Source organism: Bradyrhizobium sp. Ai1a-2 (genome assembly GCF_000426245.1).
Taxonomy (GTDB): domain Bacteria; phylum Pseudomonadota; class Alphaproteobacteria; order Rhizobiales; family Xanthobacteraceae; genus Bradyrhizobium.
Genome location: NZ_AUEZ01000022.1, coordinates 88,877 through 104,663, shown reverse-complemented (window position 1 = coordinate 104,663; position 15,787 = coordinate 88,877). Strand labels below are relative to the sequence as shown.

General features: G+C 63.2%; 19 protein-coding genes and 2 tRNA genes. 5 read left to right on the top strand and 16 right to left on the bottom strand.

Features of this window, described 5'->3' with window-relative positions; all coding sequences use genetic code 11:
* Positions 1 to 6: 6 nt before the first annotated feature.
* Genes nuoG through K288_RS0117130 form a run of 10 tightly spaced genes read right to left on the bottom strand, consistent with a single transcriptional unit; the run spans position 7 to position 8,451 of the window.
* Positions 7 to 2,082 carry an NADH-quinone oxidoreductase subunit NuoG gene (gene nuoG / locus K288_RS0117175; RefSeq protein WP_027580662.1) on the bottom strand — a complete coding sequence of 692 codons (2,076 nt, stop codon included), beginning with the start codon at positions 2,080 to 2,082 and terminating at the stop codon, positions 7 to 9.
* A gap of 6 nt (positions 2,083 to 2,088) precedes the next feature.
* Complete coding sequence (nuoF, locus tag K288_RS0117170; protein WP_027580661.1) at positions 2,089 to 3,414, bottom strand: NADH-quinone oxidoreductase subunit NuoF; 1,326 nt, start codon at positions 3,412 to 3,414, stop codon at positions 2,089 to 2,091.
* A 19-nt stretch (positions 3,415 to 3,433) separates the two neighbouring features.
* The gene (locus K288_RS50660) at positions 3,434 to 3,643 is read right to left on the bottom strand and encodes a hypothetical protein (RefSeq protein ID WP_080663622.1); all 210 of its coding nucleotides are present in this window, start codon (positions 3,641 to 3,643) and stop codon (positions 3,434 to 3,436) included.
* Positions 3,640 to 4,251, bottom strand: a complete 612-nt coding sequence (gene nuoE / locus K288_RS0117160) for an NADH-quinone oxidoreductase subunit NuoE (RefSeq protein WP_027580660.1) — start codon at positions 4,249 to 4,251, stop codon at positions 3,640 to 3,642. Before nuoE ends, K288_RS50660 begins: the two co-directional genes overlap by 4 nt.
* 11 nt (positions 4,252 to 4,262) lie before the next feature.
* Positions 4,263 to 5,222 carry an FkbM family methyltransferase gene (locus K288_RS0117155; RefSeq protein ID WP_027580659.1) on the bottom strand — a complete coding sequence of 320 codons (960 nt, stop codon included), beginning with the start codon at positions 5,220 to 5,222 and terminating at the stop codon, positions 4,263 to 4,265.
* On the bottom strand, positions 5,222 to 6,418 hold the full coding sequence (locus K288_RS0117150; RefSeq protein WP_027580658.1) for an NADH-quinone oxidoreductase subunit D: 1,197 nt from the start codon (positions 6,416 to 6,418) through the stop codon (positions 5,222 to 5,224). Before K288_RS0117150 ends, K288_RS0117155 begins: the two co-directional genes overlap by 1 nt.
* A 55-nt stretch (positions 6,419 to 6,473) precedes the next feature.
* Positions 6,474 to 6,854 carry a four helix bundle protein gene (locus tag K288_RS0117145; protein ID WP_027580657.1) on the bottom strand — a complete coding sequence of 127 codons (381 nt, stop codon included), beginning with the start codon at positions 6,852 to 6,854 and terminating at the stop codon, positions 6,474 to 6,476.
* Positions 6,855 to 6,884: 30 nt separating this feature from the next.
* Entirely contained in the window at positions 6,885 to 7,493 is a 609-nt protein-coding gene (locus K288_RS0117140) for an NADH-quinone oxidoreductase subunit C (protein ID WP_027580656.1), read from the bottom strand.
* Between the two features lie 11 nt (positions 7,494 to 7,504).
* Positions 7,505 to 8,089 carry an NADH-quinone oxidoreductase subunit B gene (locus K288_RS0117135; protein ID WP_201449691.1) on the bottom strand — a complete coding sequence of 195 codons (585 nt, stop codon included), beginning with the start codon at positions 8,087 to 8,089 and terminating at the stop codon, positions 7,505 to 7,507.
* Positions 8,086 to 8,451, bottom strand: coding sequence for an NADH-quinone oxidoreductase subunit A (locus K288_RS0117130; RefSeq protein WP_027580654.1), 366 nt, complete (start codon positions 8,449 to 8,451; stop codon positions 8,086 to 8,088). The genes K288_RS0117135 and K288_RS0117130 overlap by 4 nt, the downstream gene beginning before the upstream one ends.
* Positions 8,452 to 8,978: 527 nt before the next feature.
* On the opposite strand from K288_RS0117130, the gene K288_RS0117125 reads away from it, so the two are divergent.
* Both K288_RS0117125 and K288_RS0117120 read left to right on the top strand, forming a co-directional pair.
* Positions 8,979 to 9,179 (top strand): hypothetical protein, encoded by a 201-nt coding sequence (locus tag K288_RS0117125; protein ID WP_027580653.1) that lies wholly within the window; start codon positions 8,979 to 8,981, stop codon positions 9,177 to 9,179.
* 181 nt (positions 9,180 to 9,360) lie between these two features.
* The gene (locus K288_RS0117120; RefSeq protein WP_027580652.1) at positions 9,361 to 9,561 is read left to right on the top strand and encodes a hypothetical protein; all 201 of its coding nucleotides are present in this window, start codon (positions 9,361 to 9,363) and stop codon (positions 9,559 to 9,561) included.
* 119 nt (positions 9,562 to 9,680) lie between these two features.
* Here the strand turns inward: K288_RS0117120 and K288_RS0117115 are convergent, their stop codons facing one another.
* Positions 9,681 to 10,850: an O-antigen ligase family protein gene (locus K288_RS0117115; protein WP_210164433.1), complete on the bottom strand. Its 1,170-nt coding sequence runs from the start codon at positions 10,848 to 10,850 to the stop codon at positions 9,681 to 9,683.
* Positions 10,851 to 11,354: 504 nt separating this feature from the next.
* Positions 11,355 to 11,431 (bottom strand) — tRNA-Asp (locus K288_RS0117110).
* 311 nt (positions 11,432 to 11,742) lie between these two features.
* On the opposite strand from K288_RS0117110, the gene K288_RS0117100 reads away from it, so the two are divergent.
* On the top strand, positions 11,743 to 12,042 hold the full coding sequence (locus tag K288_RS0117100; RefSeq protein ID WP_027580650.1) for an HU family DNA-binding protein: 300 nt from the start codon (positions 11,743 to 11,745) through the stop codon (positions 12,040 to 12,042).
* Positions 12,043 to 12,155: 113 nt separating this feature from the next.
* Positions 12,156 to 13,412 (top strand): peptidase T, encoded by a 1,257-nt coding sequence (gene pepT, locus K288_RS0117095; RefSeq protein WP_027580649.1) that lies wholly within the window; start codon positions 12,156 to 12,158, stop codon positions 13,410 to 13,412.
* 139 nt (positions 13,413 to 13,551) lie between these two features.
* Here the strand turns inward: pepT and K288_RS0117090 are convergent, their stop codons facing one another.
* Genes K288_RS0117090 through K288_RS0117080 form a run of 3 tightly spaced genes read right to left on the bottom strand, consistent with a single transcriptional unit; the run spans position 13,552 to position 15,001 of the window.
* Positions 13,552 to 14,409 (bottom strand): methyltransferase domain-containing protein, encoded by an 858-nt coding sequence (locus K288_RS0117090; RefSeq protein ID WP_027580648.1) that lies wholly within the window; start codon positions 14,407 to 14,409, stop codon positions 13,552 to 13,554.
* Entirely contained in the window at positions 14,409 to 14,714 is a 306-nt protein-coding gene (locus K288_RS0117085) for a YciI family protein (protein WP_027580647.1), read from the bottom strand. Before K288_RS0117085 ends, K288_RS0117090 begins: the two co-directional genes overlap by 1 nt.
* Positions 14,715 to 14,722: 8 nt before the next feature.
* A complete protein-coding gene (locus tag K288_RS0117080) occupies positions 14,723 to 15,001 on the bottom strand; it encodes a hypothetical protein (RefSeq protein WP_027580646.1) in 279 nt (92 codons plus the stop codon).
* A gap of 155 nt (positions 15,002 to 15,156) precedes the next feature.
* Between K288_RS0117080 and K288_RS0117075 the strand changes: the two genes are divergently transcribed.
* Positions 15,157 to 15,549 carry a hypothetical protein gene (locus tag K288_RS0117075; RefSeq protein WP_244443163.1) on the top strand — a complete coding sequence of 131 codons (393 nt, stop codon included), beginning with the start codon at positions 15,157 to 15,159 and terminating at the stop codon, positions 15,547 to 15,549.
* 134 nt (positions 15,550 to 15,683) lie between these two features.
* Here K288_RS0117075 and K288_RS0117070 read toward each other — a convergent pair.
* A tRNA-Val gene (locus tag K288_RS0117070) sits at positions 15,684 to 15,758 on the bottom strand.
* Between the last annotated feature and the right edge of the window lie 29 nt (positions 15,759 to 15,787).

The window sequence follows — 15,787 nt, the reverse complement described above, 5'->3', positions numbered from 1 at the left end:
TCACGCTCACTCCGCTGCCGTCAGCATCCGCCCGGACGCTAGGCGCGAACATTCCGCCATCACGGCGGACGCCCGGGCGATCGGGTTGGTCAGATAGAAATCCTCGACCGGGCTCTTGAACACCGCCTTGTCGACGCTTCCGCCCTTCGACGCAAGCGCCTTGATATCGTCGGCCTTGCCGGGCTCGATCTGGTCGATCCGCATCAGATGCGGCACGGCCTTGAACAGCGCCTGGCGCAAAGCAGCCAGCGAATCGTAGGGCAGCTTCTTGCCCAGCACATCCGAGAGCGCGCGGATGATCGCCCAGTCCTCGCGCGCTTCCCCGGGCGGGAAGGCGGCACGGGCGGCTATCTGTGCCCTGCCCTCGGTGTTGACGTAGACGCCGGACTTCTCGGTGTAGGCCGCGCCCGGCAGGATCACGTCGGCACGGTGCGCGCCGCGGTCGCCATGGGTGCCGATATAGACGACGAATGTTCCCTCCGACGCCTTGATCTCATCGGCGCCGAGCAGGAACAGCACGTCGAGCGCGCCTGGGGCCGTCATCTGCGCCGCATTCAGGCCGCCGGCGCCGGCCGAAAAGCCGATATCGAGCGCGCCAACGCGGGAGGCGGTATCGTGCAGCACGCCGAACCCGTTCCAGCCGTCCTTCAGCGCGCCGAAGTCGACCGCAAGCTTCGCCGCCTGCGCCAGCACTGCCGCGCCGTCCTGGCGGCCGAACGCGCCGGCGCCAACCAGCACGACGGGGTTCTTGGCATTCTTGAGCACGTCGGCGAAGGAATGCTTGCCGGCTGCCAGCGACGCGAGCGTCTCCGGTCCGGCGCCAAGATAGTCATAGTGATAGGTCAGGTCGGCGTTCGGGCCGATCACGCCGATCTTGAGCTGGCCGCTGCGCCAGCGCTTGCGGATGCGCGCGTTGATGATCGCGGCTTCCTTGCGCGGCGTCGATCCGATGATCAGGAGCGCATCCGCCCGTTCGATGCCTGCAATCGTCGGGTTGAAGATGTAGCTGCCGCGGCCGGCCGTCGGGGCGAAGGCATCGCCGCCCTGCACGGCGAGGTTGGACGAGCCATATTTCGCCAGCAGTTCCTTCAGAGCGAACATCTCTTCGACCGCGGCGACGTCGCCGGCGATTGCGCCGATCCGCTTGCCGTCGATGCGGCCGGCCTTGGCGGCGATCGCCGCGAAGGCTTCCTGCCACGAGGCCGGGCGGAGCTGGCCGTTTTCGCGAATATACGGCCGGTCCAGCCGCTGCACCCGCAGGCCATCGACGACGTGGCGGGTCTTGTCGGAGATCCACTCCTCGTTCACGGCCTCATTGATGCGCGGCAGGATCCGCATCACCTCGCGGCCGCGGGTGTCGACCCGGATCGCGGAGCCGACGCCGTCCATGACGTCGATCGACTGCGTCTTGTTGAGTTCCCAGGGCCGCGCCACGAAGGCGTAGGGCTTCGAGGTCAGCGCGCCCACCGGGCAGATGTCGACCAGATTGCCCTGCAGTTCCGAACTCAGCGCCTGCTCCAGATAGGTCGTGATCTCCATGTCTTCGCCGCGGCCGGTCGCGCCCATCTCCGGCGTGCCGCAGACCTCGGCGGAAAAACGGACGCAGCGCGTGCACTGGATGCAGCGGTTCATCGAGGTCTTGACCAGCGCGCCCAGATATTTGTCCTCGACCGCGCGCTTGTTCTCGGCGAAGCGGCTGGTGTCGACACCATAGCCCATCGCCTGGTCCTGCAGATCGCATTCGCCGCCCTGGTCGCAGATCGGGCAGTCCAGCGGATGGTTGATCAGCAGGAATTCCATCACGCCTTCGCGCGCCTTCTTCACCATCGGCGAGCGGGTGGAGATTTCCGGCGGTTCGCCCTTGGGGCCCGGACGGCAGTCGCGCACGCCCCAGGCGCAGCTTGCGACCGGCTTCGGGCCGCCCTTCACTTCGACGAGGCACATCCGGCAATTGCCGGCGATCGACAGCCGCTCATGGTAGCAGAAGCGCGGGATTTCGGCGCCGGCGGCCTCGCAAGCCTGCAGCAGCGTGTATTCCGGCGGCACATCGATCTCTTTGCCATCGATGATCAGTTTGGTCATTTGCGTCTACTCCGCCGCCACCATGTGCTCGGGGTCGAGAATCCCGGCATCATCGATGTCGGCCTTGTGCGAATATTGGTCGATGCGCGCTTCGATCTCATGACGGAAGTGCGCGATCAGGCCCTGGATCGGCCAGGCCGCCGCGTCGCCGAGCGCACAGATGGTGTGACCCTCGACCTGTTTTGTCACTTCGAGCAGCATGTCAATCTCGCGCTTGTGGGCGCGGCCTTCGGCCATGCGGGTGAGCACGCGCCACATCCAGCCCGTACCCTCGCGGCACGGCGTGCACTGGCCGCAGCTCTCGTGCTTGTAGAAATAGGAGATGCGCGCGATCGCCCGGATCAGGTCGGTCGACTTGTCCATCACGATCACGGCCGCGGTGCCGAGGCCCGAGCGCAGTTTGCTCAGACTGTCGAAATCCATCGGCGTGTCGATGATCTGCTCGGCCGGCACCATGCGCACCGAGGAGCCGCCGGGGATCACCGCCTTCAGATTGTCCCAGCCGCCGCGGATGCCGCCGCAATGCTTTTCGATCAGCTCGCGGAACGGAATCCCCATCGCCTCTTCGACGTTGCAGGGCCGCTCGACATGACCGGAGACGCAGAACAGTTTGGTGCCGACATTGTTCGGCCGGCCGATCGCGGCGAACCAGGCCGCGCCGCGGCGCAGGATATCCGGTGCAACTGCGATCGACTCAACGTTGTTGACGGTGGTCGGGCAGCCGAACAGGCCGACATTGGCCGGGAACGGCGGCTTCAGCCGCGGCTGGCCCTTCTTGCCCTCGAGGCTTTCCAACAGCGCCGTCTCTTCGCCGCAGATATAGGCGCCGGCGCCATGGGCGACGTAGAGGTCGAACGGCCAGCCGTTGACGTTGTCCTTGCCGATCAGCTTGGCCTCGTAGGCCTGATCGATCGCAGCCTGCAGGTGCTCGCGCTCGCGGATGAATTCGCCGCGGACATAGATGTAGCAGGCATGCGCGCCCATCGCGAAGCTCGCGAGCAGGCAGCCTTCGACCAGGAGATGCGGATCGTGCCGCATGATCTCGCGGTCCTTGCAGGTGCCGGGCTCGGACTCGTCGGCGTTGACCACGAGATAGCTCGGCCGGCCGTCGGTCGATTCCTTCGGCATGAACGACCATTTCAGGCCGGTCGGAAAACCGGCCCCGCCACGGCCGCGCAGGCCAGAGGCCTTCATCTCGGCGATGATCCAGTCGCGACCCTTGTCAATGATCGCCTTGGTGCCATCCCAGGCGCCGCGGCGGCGCGCGCCCTCGAGGCCCCAATCGTGGAGGCCGTAGAGGTTCTTGAAGATGCGGTCCTTGTCGTCGAGCATGCCTAGAACTTTCCAAACATCAACGATTGGCCTGGGCGTAAGCGAGCCCCGCAGCGCATCCGCCGAAGGTCAACGCCCACAACAGGCTGGATTCGAGCGAGGCGTTCAGCCCATAGCGCTGCAGCAGGAAAATGAACGCGGCGGCGACCGCCGCGTGGAGAGCGATGTAACGCCAGTGCTTCATCGCGACCTCCCTTCCCGCCCGCTGCCATGCGAGACCAGGCCTCATGTGGTTTCCTTCAGCGTGGTCGGCCCGCCCGCCGGCGCCGAGAACTGACGGTCGATCTGCGGGCCCGGCTTCGGCGGATTGCCCGAGGCGAAACCGTCCAGCACTTTGCCGAAGCTCTCCTTGGTCAGGTCCTCATAAGTATCCTTCCAGATCTGGACCATCGGCGCGTTCACGCACGCGCCCAGGCACTCGACCTCTTCCCAGCTGAAATTGCCGTCCTTCGACAATTCGAAGGGCTCGTGATTAATGCGATGCTGGCAGACCTCGATCAGGTCGCCCGCGCCGCGCAGGCGGCACGGCGTGGTGCCGCAGACCTGCACATGCGCCTTCTTGCCGACCGGCTGCAACTGGAACATCGTGTAGAAGGTTGCGATCTCCAGCACGCGGATGTGGGGCATTTCGAGCAGGTCCGCGACGGTGCGGATCGCGGCTTCGGAAACCCAGCCCTCGTTCTGCTCCTGCGCCCGCCACAGGATCGCGATCACAGCCGAGGCCTGACGTCCGGCCGGATACTTCGCGATCTGCTGCTTGGCGAAAGCGAGATTCTCCTCCGTGAACGCAAAGCTCGCGGGCTGCAATTCCTTCGGGGCGAGGCGACGGACCGACATTTCTTACTCTCTCATTGCACGCGGCGCACGGCCTTGGCATTCAGCGCGTTGATCCGGTCCTGCCAGAAAGCGCTTGCGGTGCCGAACACGTTGTAGCCGACATGGGTCGATACCTTGATGCGATCGAGGATCGAAAGCTCGGTCACGGTTTCAAGGCGATTGGAGCTGGGATCGTAGACGATCAGCTCGAGCGGCGTCTGTTCGAGGATATAGCGCGACACGGTGTGTTTGCGATCACTGCCATGCTCCTCGCACAGCAGCACGCTGTCGCCCTGCATCAGCCGGACGCCGCCCTTCATGGCCTCGATCTCGACACCCTCGACGTCGAGCTTGACCAGATATTTTCCGTTCAGCGCGATCTTGCCGTCGTCGAGCAGATTGTCGAGCGCGATCACGGGCACGTCCTCGCCGCCGGTCTGGTCGCCGGCGATGCTGAACGCTTCATGCTTGGTGCCGGAGAGCTTGGCCGTGCCCCTGCCCGCGCCGATCGCGCATTTCATCGTCTCGAAGCGGTCGCCATTGACCCTGGCGTTATTGGCGAGCTTCGGAAAGTTCTGCCCCGACGGCTCGATCGCGATCGCCTTGTGCGAACCGAACGGCTTGCTCGAGACCAGCACCGACCAGTAGCCGTAATTGGCGCCGCAATCGATCAGCGTGTAGTCAACGTCGGCGGAATCCCTGAACAGGAGTTCGAGTTCGTCCTCGTAATTGTAGGAGCGGTTGAGCAGCTTGCTCCAATAGCCATCGCCATACGGAAACTCGAACACCGCGTCTTCATTGAGCCTGATTGCAATGTTGCGCTCGGGCAGCGTCTTACGCAGCAGGTTGGCGCAGGCGATGTAGCCCATGTGGGAAAAGCGGGAGGAGATCTTCGAACCGGTCGACAGCGCCAGCGCAGCCGTCCGCTCCCACAGGTTGGCTCCTTCGAGAGCCCCCGAGGCGCGGTCAAACTGGATGGGCGGCTGCACCATCACCGATCGACCTCTCCGAACACGATGTCGAGCGAACCGAGGATCGCCGAGACGTCGGCGAGCAGATGGCCCGTGCAGATGTGATCCATCGCCTGCAGATGGGCAAAGCCCGGCGCGCGAATCTTGCACTTGTACGGCTTGTTGGTGCCGTCGGCGACGAGGTAGACGCCGAACTCGCCCTTGGGCGCTTCCACCGCGGCGTAGACTTCGCCGGCCGGCACGTGCACGCCTTCGGTGTAGAGCTTGAAGTGATGGATCAGCGCCTCCATCGAGCGCTTCATCTCGCCTCGGCGCGGCGGCGCGATCTTGTTGTCCTCGACGACGACCGGCCCCTGCCCGTCGGGCGATTTCAGTTTCTCGATGCACTGCTTCATGATGCGCACCGACTGGCGCATCTCTTCCATCCGGATCAGATAGCGGTCGTAGCAGTCGCCGTTCTTGCCGATCGGGATATCGAAATCCATCTCGGCATAGCATTCGTAGGGCTGCGCCTTGCGCAGGTCCCAGGCCGCGCCGGAGCCGCGCACCATCACTCCGGAAAAGCCCCACTCCCAGGCTTCCTTCAGCGACACCACGCCGATATCGACGTTGCGCTGCTTGAAGATGCGGTTGCCGGTGAGCAGCGTATCGAGATCGGCGACGACCTCAAGGAACGGATCGCACCATGTCTCGATATCATCGATCAGCTTCGGCGGCAGGTCCTGGTGGACGCCGCCGACGCGGAAGAAAGCCGCATGCATGCGCGAGCCGGAGGCGCGCTCATAGAACATCATCAGCTTCTCGCGCTCCTCAAAACCCCACAGCGGCGGGGTGAGCGCGCCGACGTCCATCGCCTGCGTGGTGACGTTGAGCAGATGCGACAGGATGCGGCCGATCTCGCAATAGAGCACGCGGATCAACTGCCCGCGCCGCGGCACCGTGATGCCGAGCAGCTTTTCCGCCGCGAGGCAGAAAGCATGCTCCTGGTTCATCGGCGCGACATAGTCGAGCCGGTCGAAATACGGGATCGCCTGCAGGTAGGTCTTGTGCTCGATCAGCTTCTCGGTGCCGCGATGAAGCAATCCGATATGCGGGTCGACGCGCGCCACGACCTCGCCGTCCAGCTCCAGCACGAGACGCAACACACCGTGTGCCGCCGGATGCTGCGGCCCGAAATTGATCGTGAAGTTACGCAGGTTTTGAGGTTGTTCGTTCATGATGCAGCTCCCGCTGCCTGGCGAATAGCGAATGGCGAGTAGCGAATAGCGAACGTCATCTTGTGGACTTGTCCTGCAGGGAGCGGATCAACGCTCGAACCATTTTGCCCAAACTCTCGCACCGCCCCATTACCAGTTCCAGTTCGGATACAGGCAGAATGCCGACCCGCTCCGCCAGCAAGAGATGAGTTTCCAATTCCTTCAGAGAGCCCTGTGACACGCGCAGCGACTGCACGAAACTGCCTGTACTCTCGCGCCCATGGCCTTCCGCGATATTGGCGGGAATAGAAGCCGCAGCCCGCCTGACCTGGGATGTCAGGCCAAACAGTTCGTCGCGAGGAAATCGCCCCGTCAAGCGATAGCAGGACTCCGCTAAGATCATGGCATCCTGCCACACTCTTAGGTCCCGGTACGAGCTGATCGATGGGTCGCTCAACAATCATCCCTATTCGCCACTCGCCATTCGCTATTCGCCACTTCTCTTCTCGTCTCCGGGCAGCGGATAATCCGCACCTTCCCAAGGCGAGAGGAAATCGAACTTGCGGAATTCCTGGTTGAGGCGCACCGGTTCGTACACCACCCGCTTCTCCTCGTCGTCGTAGCGAACCTCGACGAAGCCGGTGAGCGGAAAGTCCTTGCGCAGCGGATGACCGTCGAAGCCGTAATCGGTCAGGAGCCGGCGCATGTCCGGGTGGCCGGTGAAGATCACGCCGTAGAGGTCGTAAGTCTCGCGCTCGAACCAGTCGGCGCCGGGAAAGACCTCGATGATCGACGGCACCTGCGTGTTCTCGTCGGCCTCCGCGCGCAGGCGAATACGCGTGTTCAACGTCGGTGACAGGAAGTGGTAGACGACGTCGAACCGCTTGTCCCGCTCGGGATAGTCGACCGCGGTCACATCGGTGATGTTGACGAAGCGCAGGGCCGGATCGTCGCGCAGGTGCTTGACGATGTCGACGATCTTCTCCGCGTCCACATCAACCGTGAGCTGATTGAACGCAACCGAATGCGCCTTCGCCGCGCCGGGAAGCGCGCTAACGATCGTCTGCCCCAAGGCGTCGAGCTTGGCGTCGTCCATGACGTAATACCTTAGCGTTCGATAGTGCCGATGCGGCGGATCTTCTTCTGCAGCAGCAAGACGCCGTAGAGCAACGCTTCCGCCGTCGGCGGGCAGCCTGGCACGTAGATGTCGATCGGCACGATGCGGTCGCAGCCGCGCACCACCGAATAGGAATAGTGGTAGTAGCCGCCGCCATTGGCGCACGAGCCCATCGAGATCACGTAGCGCGGCTCCGGCATCTGGTCGTAGACCTTGCGCAGCGCCGGCGCCATCTTGTTGGTCAGCGTGCCCGCGACGATCATCACGTCCGACTGCCGCGGCGAGGCGCGGGGCGCGAAGCCGAAACGCTCGACGTCGTAGCGTGGCATCGAGACCTGCATCATCTCGACCGCGCAGCAGGCCAGGCCGAACGTCATCCACATCAGCGAGCCGGTACGGGCCCAGGTGATCAGGTCATCGGCGGCCGCGACGAAGAAGCCCTTGTCGGAGAGCTCGTGATTGATTTCGCGGAAATACGGATCATTGGCGCCGACCGGCTTGCCGGTGGCGGGGTCAAGGATGCCCTTCGGCGCCGGCGCAATCGCCGGCTGGGACGTTGCGGCGGTGGGGCTCAATCCCATTCGAGCGCGCCTTTCTTCCATTCATAGGCAAAGCCGACCGTCAGCACGGCCAGGAACACCATCATCGACCAGAACCCGGTCGCGCCCAGCTTGCCGAACGCCACCGCCCAGGGGAAAAGAAACGCCACTTCGAGGTCGAAGATGATGAAGAGGATGGCCACCAGATAGAAGCGGACGTCGAACTTCATGCGGGCGTCGTCAAAAGCGTTGAATCCGCATTCATAGGCGGACAGCTTTTCCGGGTCGGGCTGCTGGAATGCGAGCAGGAATGGCGCGATCAGGAGAGCCAGGCCGATCACGGCCGCGACCCCGATAAACACCACAAGCGGTAGATAATTCTGCAGGATGCCGTTCATCGGCGGTGCCTTCTTGCTGCGGTTTCGGACTGCCGCAGATTCGTTCATTGGAATTATTCTTGAGCCTTAGCGCAGCGCAACAGAGGGCGCAAGACAAGCAATTTTAAAGCTCTGCCGGGCCCAGCCGCCTCCGATCAACCGGTGTTGAGCACGCGTTCTCGCCCGATATGAAGAACGCGTGACCTCGAAGGTTCGTGCCCCGGATTTGCAGGTTCAGATCACTGAAATCGGCCCCGGACAATAGCCGCCTGCGATCCTTCCGCGCCCCTCCCGCTTTGTTGAACCGCAGCGGTTCTGCCAATTGCAACGGTATGCTGGTCCGCCCCACCTTTAGCGGCGTTATCCCCAGAGATTGCTCCGCGACCTATGACTTTTTTCCTCTTACCTCGTGTCCGGCCGCAGGCCGCACGAAACCGATCCAGCCCGGCAACGAAACCATTTTGGGGAACCCACGAAACCATCCGGAAACAGACCAAAGGTACCTCTTTGCCCAACAGGCGACGGCAAAGTTCGCCCGGAGGCTTCAGATGAACCACTCAATTCACTCTGCAGATCGCTCGACCCACCTGAAGATCGTGGTGGTAGCGTTGGTGGCGGGCATTGCGGTCACAGCCCTGGGTATCGCCGCGCGCAACAATTCCGAGTTCACCCAGACGGCTCAGACCCAGGTCGTGAAGGCCGGCAAGCCGGTGGCGATCACGAGCTCGGGGACCTCTGCGGTCCGCTGACGCGGGCATTTCCAGACAAGGTACCGAAGGCCGCCTCAGGGCGGCTCTGTTGTTTGGGGGACCACCGGCCAGACAGCCGGCGTTAACAAGCCCTAACGCAATCCCTCGATTGCAACCGACGTTGCGATCCCAAGCTTAAATTTCGGCGCGTATAGAAAGATCGACAGGACCCTCGCCGCCGATGAATCTGCATCAGGAAACATACTCCTCCGGTTTCAAGATCGTCTGCACCGAATGCGGCAGCCTCTCGATCAAGCTGGAGAGACCGGCCGCCGCATCCGGCGACACGGTCATCGAGTGCCGCTGCTGCGGCGCTGTCCGTGGCACATTGGCGGACCTCAGGGAACTGGCGCGCCGCGGCCGGGGCCTCTACGAATTCTAGAGCTTCGGTTCTAATTGAACCAGAACCGAAGCTCTAGATTCTTGTTTTGACGCGTTTTCTTCACGCGAACCGGTGTCCACTTCGCTCGAAAACGCTCCAGCCTGCCAGCCTCGCCACCGTCAGGCGACACCTGGCCCCGGAATGGCTCTGATCTGACCGTCTCCGAATACCCAGGCCTGCTCTTCAATATCGAGCGCGCTGCTTCGCAGCTTGGCCGCGTATCCCAAGAACAGGAACAGGGCCATGTCCCGGCTGATCCTGCCGTGCGCCACGCTCAGCATGAGCGTGAACACCAAGCCGCACAGCACGAAGCGGGCTTCGCGGTTGATCCTCGCGAGCGAGAACATCCGCGCTCCCATCGTGTGATAGAGCATCAGGATGAGGAAGACGCCCGCCGGCCACCCGATTTCGATGATGACCTGGAGGATCGAGTTGTGAACCTGGAAGCCTTTCAGGCATGACCGCTGGGTGAAACCGTCCAGTCCCAGTCCCGTCAGCCCCGCCTCTGGCAGCAACGCGAACGCGTCCTTGTAGAGCTGCTGTCGGATGATGATCGAATTGTCCAGATCAATCGAAGGACAGGAGGCTTGCGGTAGCGCTGGTGCCGGCGGGGCTGCCTCGGTAGCGACGCTGCCCGATGCGGCGGGGGCGGCAGGCGGCGCACTGGCCGGCGGCGGCACCGGCGACTCCTGCTCGCTTGGCATTGCAACCTCAAAACCCAACGCCACTTCGGCATGCCTGACGAACCTGAGCGTTGTCGATGACCTGACGACCGCGCCAAGCGCAACCGAAACGATCGTGGCGCACACGATCACAGCGATGAATTTGCGCTGGCCGGGCTTGGTGGCCATCATCGCTGCAAGCAGCGTCACGACGATCACGACAAAGGAGTAGCGCACGATCGACGCTGCGAAGATGGCCACGGGCACGGCCGAGAGCATCGAAATCCATGCAGTCCGTCGCCAGTTCAGTTCTGAGCAGGCCAGCGCCAGAAGCAGAAAGCCAAGCGATATCGTGAATTGCGCCGGCGCGGCGTCGTACTCGTCAAAGACCAGCGGCTTGCCATGATGGTCGTTCCACTGGCCAAGCAGCGCCTCCAGGGTGACGACGGCTCCGATCGCCACCACGGCGCCTGTGATGACCACGAAGGCCTGGGGAACTTGGCCACAACGGGAGCTCACCCTGACCGCGGGATAGGCCGCAAGCGACAGCCCCAGAAGGGCGGCCTCTTTCGGCGCGGTGACGCCGTTGACGGCGAACGAAAGCGCGATGCAGCAACAAAAAAGCACGAAGAGCACATCGCAAATGTCGGGCCTGAATTCACGCCATCTCGCCAGAAGAAAAAGCAGGGCAATTGGCCCCGCCATCAGCAAAGCAGTGATTCTCGAGCCGGCCCCGGCGAAACCGTGAGCGAGCACCGCGATCGGCCCAGCGGACAGCAGAATGGCGAACAACACCGATTGCAAAGCCCGGACCTCGTGAAATTGAAAAGTCGAAGCACAATCAGAAACGTTCTGAGAACAGTTCTATATCGATTTCATGACAGATGTCGCGGTCCAAAGCTGGCGGCACGCGCCGGTGGTCGATCAAAGGAGTTTCGCTGTGTGCTTGTGGCAACAGGATCGCCTGGCGCCGGCATAAGGCCGAATCCGCGCCGTCGCCTCGAACTCGCTGCGTGAACCGGCCCGTTCGCTACGAACGAAGGGCACCAAGTCGCCGGCGACAAGTTTCGCGGACGAGGGTCGGGTTGAAGGGCGGGTGCGGAGCCAACTGCTTGAAAAACATCGCCAAAATGGCGCGAGAGACGGGGCTCGAACCCGCGACCTCCGGCGTGACAGGCCGGCGCTCTAACCAACTGAGCTACTCCCGCGTGATGCGCAAATCCGCGAGACGTGCGGGACTTAAAGGGGCGATCTTTTGAAGTCAAGGACGTTGAGACTCCCGACCTCCTGCGGCTGGTTTTGCCGTTTCGACATAGATTGCAGCCGGTTTTCGGGCGAAACGGCGTAGTCAGTCATGGCCCGAATCGACTAAGGCCTGAAATGTCAGGGTTTCCTGGACCCTCGCCGTCGAGACCCCCAAGGGCTCCAGATCTCCCGTCGACGCGTTTTCCTCAACGAACCGGTATCCGCTTCGCTCGAAAACGCTTCTCTAAGCCGTTCACCACGAGGAGGGCCACATATGGCGAAGAAAGCTGCGACCCCGGCGACGATCACCCTGAAGCACCTTGCGGCGGCGATCGCCGAAGACCAGGAACTCTCCAAGAAGCAGGCCGAAAGCATCCTGACCGACGTCGTGACGCGAATCACCAAGCACCTGAAGAAGGGCGAGCGCATCCGCATCGTCGGCCTCGGCATCCTGCAGGTCCGCAAGCGCGCCGCCCGGATGGGCCGCAACCCCGCCACCGGCGAGCAGATCCACATCAAGGCCAGCAAGAAGGTCGCCTTCCGCCCCGCGAAGGAACTCAAGGAAGCGATCTGATCGGCCACGCCCGTCGTTCAGGTCAGCGCCATTCCGGCTCATCGACGCGGCCCCCGGAGTGGCGCTTTTCTGTTATAGAGCCAGCCCAATCCCTCTCCTGGACTTGCGGTCACATGCTGGCTCCCACGCTTGATTTCAAACACACCGTCACCGAGCGCTTCCTGCGCTATGTCGTGATCGATACCCAGTCCGATCCGGAATCGCCGACCTGCCCTTCCACCGAGAAGCAGAAGGATCTCGGCCGCCTCCTCGTCTCGGAATTGCAGGCGATGGGGCTCGGCGACGCCCATCTCGACCAGCACGGCTATGTCTACGCGACCATCCCGGCCACGACGGACAAGAAGGTGCCGGTGATCTGCTTCTGCTCGCACATGGACACCTCGCCCGACTGCACCGGCAAGAATGTGCGGCCGCAGATCGTCAAGAACTATCGCGGCGGGGACATCGCGCTGCCGGCTGACCCTGCGCAGGTGATTCGGGCCGCCGAGCATCCGGCGCTTGCCGACCAGATCGGCAACGACATCATCACCACTGACGGTACCACGCTGTTGGGAGCAGACAACAAGGCCGGCGTGGCCGAGATCATGGATGCCGCTCATTTCCTGGTTCACAATCCCCAAGTGAAGCACGGCACCATCAAGATCCTGTTCACGCCCGACGAGGAGATCGGCCGCGGCGTCGACAAGGTCGACCTGAAGAAGCTCGGCGCCGATTTCGCCTATACGATCGACGGCGAAACCGCCGGCCATATCGAGGACGAGACCTTTTCCGCCGACGGCGCCACCATCACGATCGAAGGCGTCTCCACCCATCCCGGCTTCGCCAAGGGCAAGATGGAGCACGCGATCAAGATCGCCGCAGGGATCATCGAGCGGCTGCCGAAGACCACCTGCTCGCCGGAGACCACCGAAGACAAGGAAGGCTTTCTGCATCCGATCGCGATCTCGGGCGCGCTGGAGCAGGCCAGGCTCGACTTCATCGTGCGCGATTTCACGGAAGCCGGGCTGAAGGAGAAGGAGGCGTTGCTGGAGGCCATCATCAAGGACGTGATGAAGGCCTATCCGCGCTCGACCTACCGCATGGAGGTCAAGGAGCAGTACCGCAACATGAAAGAGGTCATCGACCGACATCCGGAGATCATCGACAACGCGGTCGAAGCCGTCCGCCGCACCGGCCTGACGCCGGTGAAGGCGTCGATCCGCGGCGGCACCGACGGCTCGCGCCTCTCGTTCATGGGCCTGCCCTGCCCCAACATCTTCGCCGGCGAGCACGCCTTCCACTCGCGCCTGGAATGGGTGAGCCGGCAGGACATGGAAAAGGCGGTGCAGACCATCGTCCATCTCGCGATGATCTGGGAAGAGCGGGCGTAGCGGTTACACGCGCGACCGGACTACTCCGTCATTGCGAGCGCCAGCGAAGCAATCCATCCCTCCACATGCGCGGAAGCATGGATTGCGTCGTCGCTGTCGCTCCTCGCAATGACGGCAAGAGCGCAATGATGGTCAACGGCTACGAAGCCTTTGCCGTCACGATCCAGATCGAGGCAGGCAGCATCACCGAATTGCCCTTGACGAAAGGCGCGAGCGCCTCGCGGATCGCACCCGCGGCAGCAGCGCGGAGCTCGTCCGGCTGATCCTGCAGCGCCCGGCTGGTTGGCCCGATCTCAAGCGCGCCCTGCACGGCGCCATCCAGGCCGCCGCCGATCGCGGCATCGAGCGTGAGCGGGCACGGCTCCATCTCCACGTTGGTGAAGCCGGCCGCGCCGAGGATGCGTCGCACGCGCTCCTCCGAGGCGAACGCGAATGGCCCGGGATCGTCGGGCCCCTGCTGCGGCAATTTCGGTACGTGCTTGTAGGCGGCCTGCAACGGCGCAATGAAGAACGGATTCTCGCGGGGCTCTCGCCAGCAGACGAACGCAAGGCGTCCTGACGGTCGCAGCGCCTTCCTCATATTCGCAAACGACACCGCCGGATCGGCAAAGAACATCACGCCGAACCGCGACGCCAACAGGTCGGCGCTCGCGGGAGCGAACGGATACACCGTTGCGTCCGCAAGCGTGTACTCCAGCGACAATCCGGGCGTCACGCGTTGCCGCGCCCGTTCGAGCATCGGGCCTGACACGTCGACCCCGAGCACATGGCCGGACGGCCCGACCTTCTCCGCAAACGCAACCGTGGTCGCGCCGCTGCCGCAGCCGACGTCGATGACGCGCTCGCCTGTCTTCGGCTTGGCGCGATCAATCAAGATATCGAGGACCGGAGTCAAAAGGACGTCCTGCGCCGCCTGCCGGTCGGCCCAGCGCTGGCCGCGAGGCCCGTTCCAGTATGCGATCTGGTCGGCGTTTTGCTCGTGGCCGAGGGTGTCCATCAGCAGGTCTCTTTCGTTGCAGCCCGCAGCATCGGCATCACCTGATAGGTGAAGCCGGCATCGGCTTTCATGACGGGATCGTTGGCGATAATGGTCTGCGGATCGGCGTCGTCATGCAATTGTAGCACGCCGAGTCCCCAGACGCCGGCCGGATCGGCCACCGGACCGAACACGATCGCGTTGCCAGCCCGCAGCAGTTCCCCGCAATAGACCGTGTGAGCCTGCATGATCTCGGCCTCGCCTGGTGTCATGTCCTGCGGAAAGGTCGGACGCGGCGGGACAAGCTTGCAGACGAAATATTTCATTGCGGCGCCTACTTCGCGACGCTGCCGGTCTTGGATTTCTTCTGCGTCGTGTTGGTGGCCGACGGGGCCGCGTTGTCAGTGCGCACGGCGCCCCAGGGATCGCTGGGCCCCGACTTGTCGGGAATGTTGCGCAGCGATTTCTTGTAGGCGCGCTCGGCGTTGCGCTCCTCCTCCTTCTGCGACGGACTCTTCTCCTTGTCGACGTCGCCATATCGCGGCACGGCGTCCTGCGCGAATGCCGATCCGGTCATCAGCGCGATCATCACGGCGGCAACAAAGATTCGCATGGGCAGCTCTCCCCGGGTTTTCACGCAATGATATCACCCGGTTGGGCGCATCGCCAATCCGCCGGCGAGCGCCGCGTTACGCATTGAGGCCGCATTGCTTTCACCGAATGGCCACATGGGAAGCAGATGCCAACCAGATTTCCCGGATAGAATTGATGCATTCTCCAACCTGGAAAGGCACGACCATGCGCATCTTCACGGCGTCCGCCATCATTGCAGCTCTCTGCCTCGGAACACCGGCCTTGGTGCTCGCGCAGGGAACTCCCTCGCAACGCGGGGCAGAATCACCGCCTGCTCAGTCCGATTCCGGCACCGTGATACGGACGATACAGGTCGTCGACGTCAAGGAACTGCAGCCGGCCGTGCGCTCGAAAGTCGATGAGATCGTCTCGCAGACGAGCGACGAGGACATGACGTCACTTCGGAAATCCATCGACGCGACCCCGCAGGCGGTGTCCGCGCTCAAGGCCAAGGGCGTGACGTCGGCGCAAGTCGTTGCCATCAACATCGCCGACGGCGTCCTGACGATGTTCACCAAGACGGCGTGAGATCGGGATATTCATCGACAGACTGAATCGGTGCGGTATGAGCACCAGCCGGCCTTCCGCTCTACGAGGTTCGGCGCAACAGCCTTCGCCCTGCATACTCCGGCTTGCCCAGCCGAAGCCCGCAGGGCGAAGGCTGGTAGGCGGTGACGGGATCGAACCGCCGACATCTTCGGTGTAAACGAAGCGCTCTACCGCTGAGCTAACCGCCCTCGGCCGCTTCTTTACCCTCGCCCCGCCC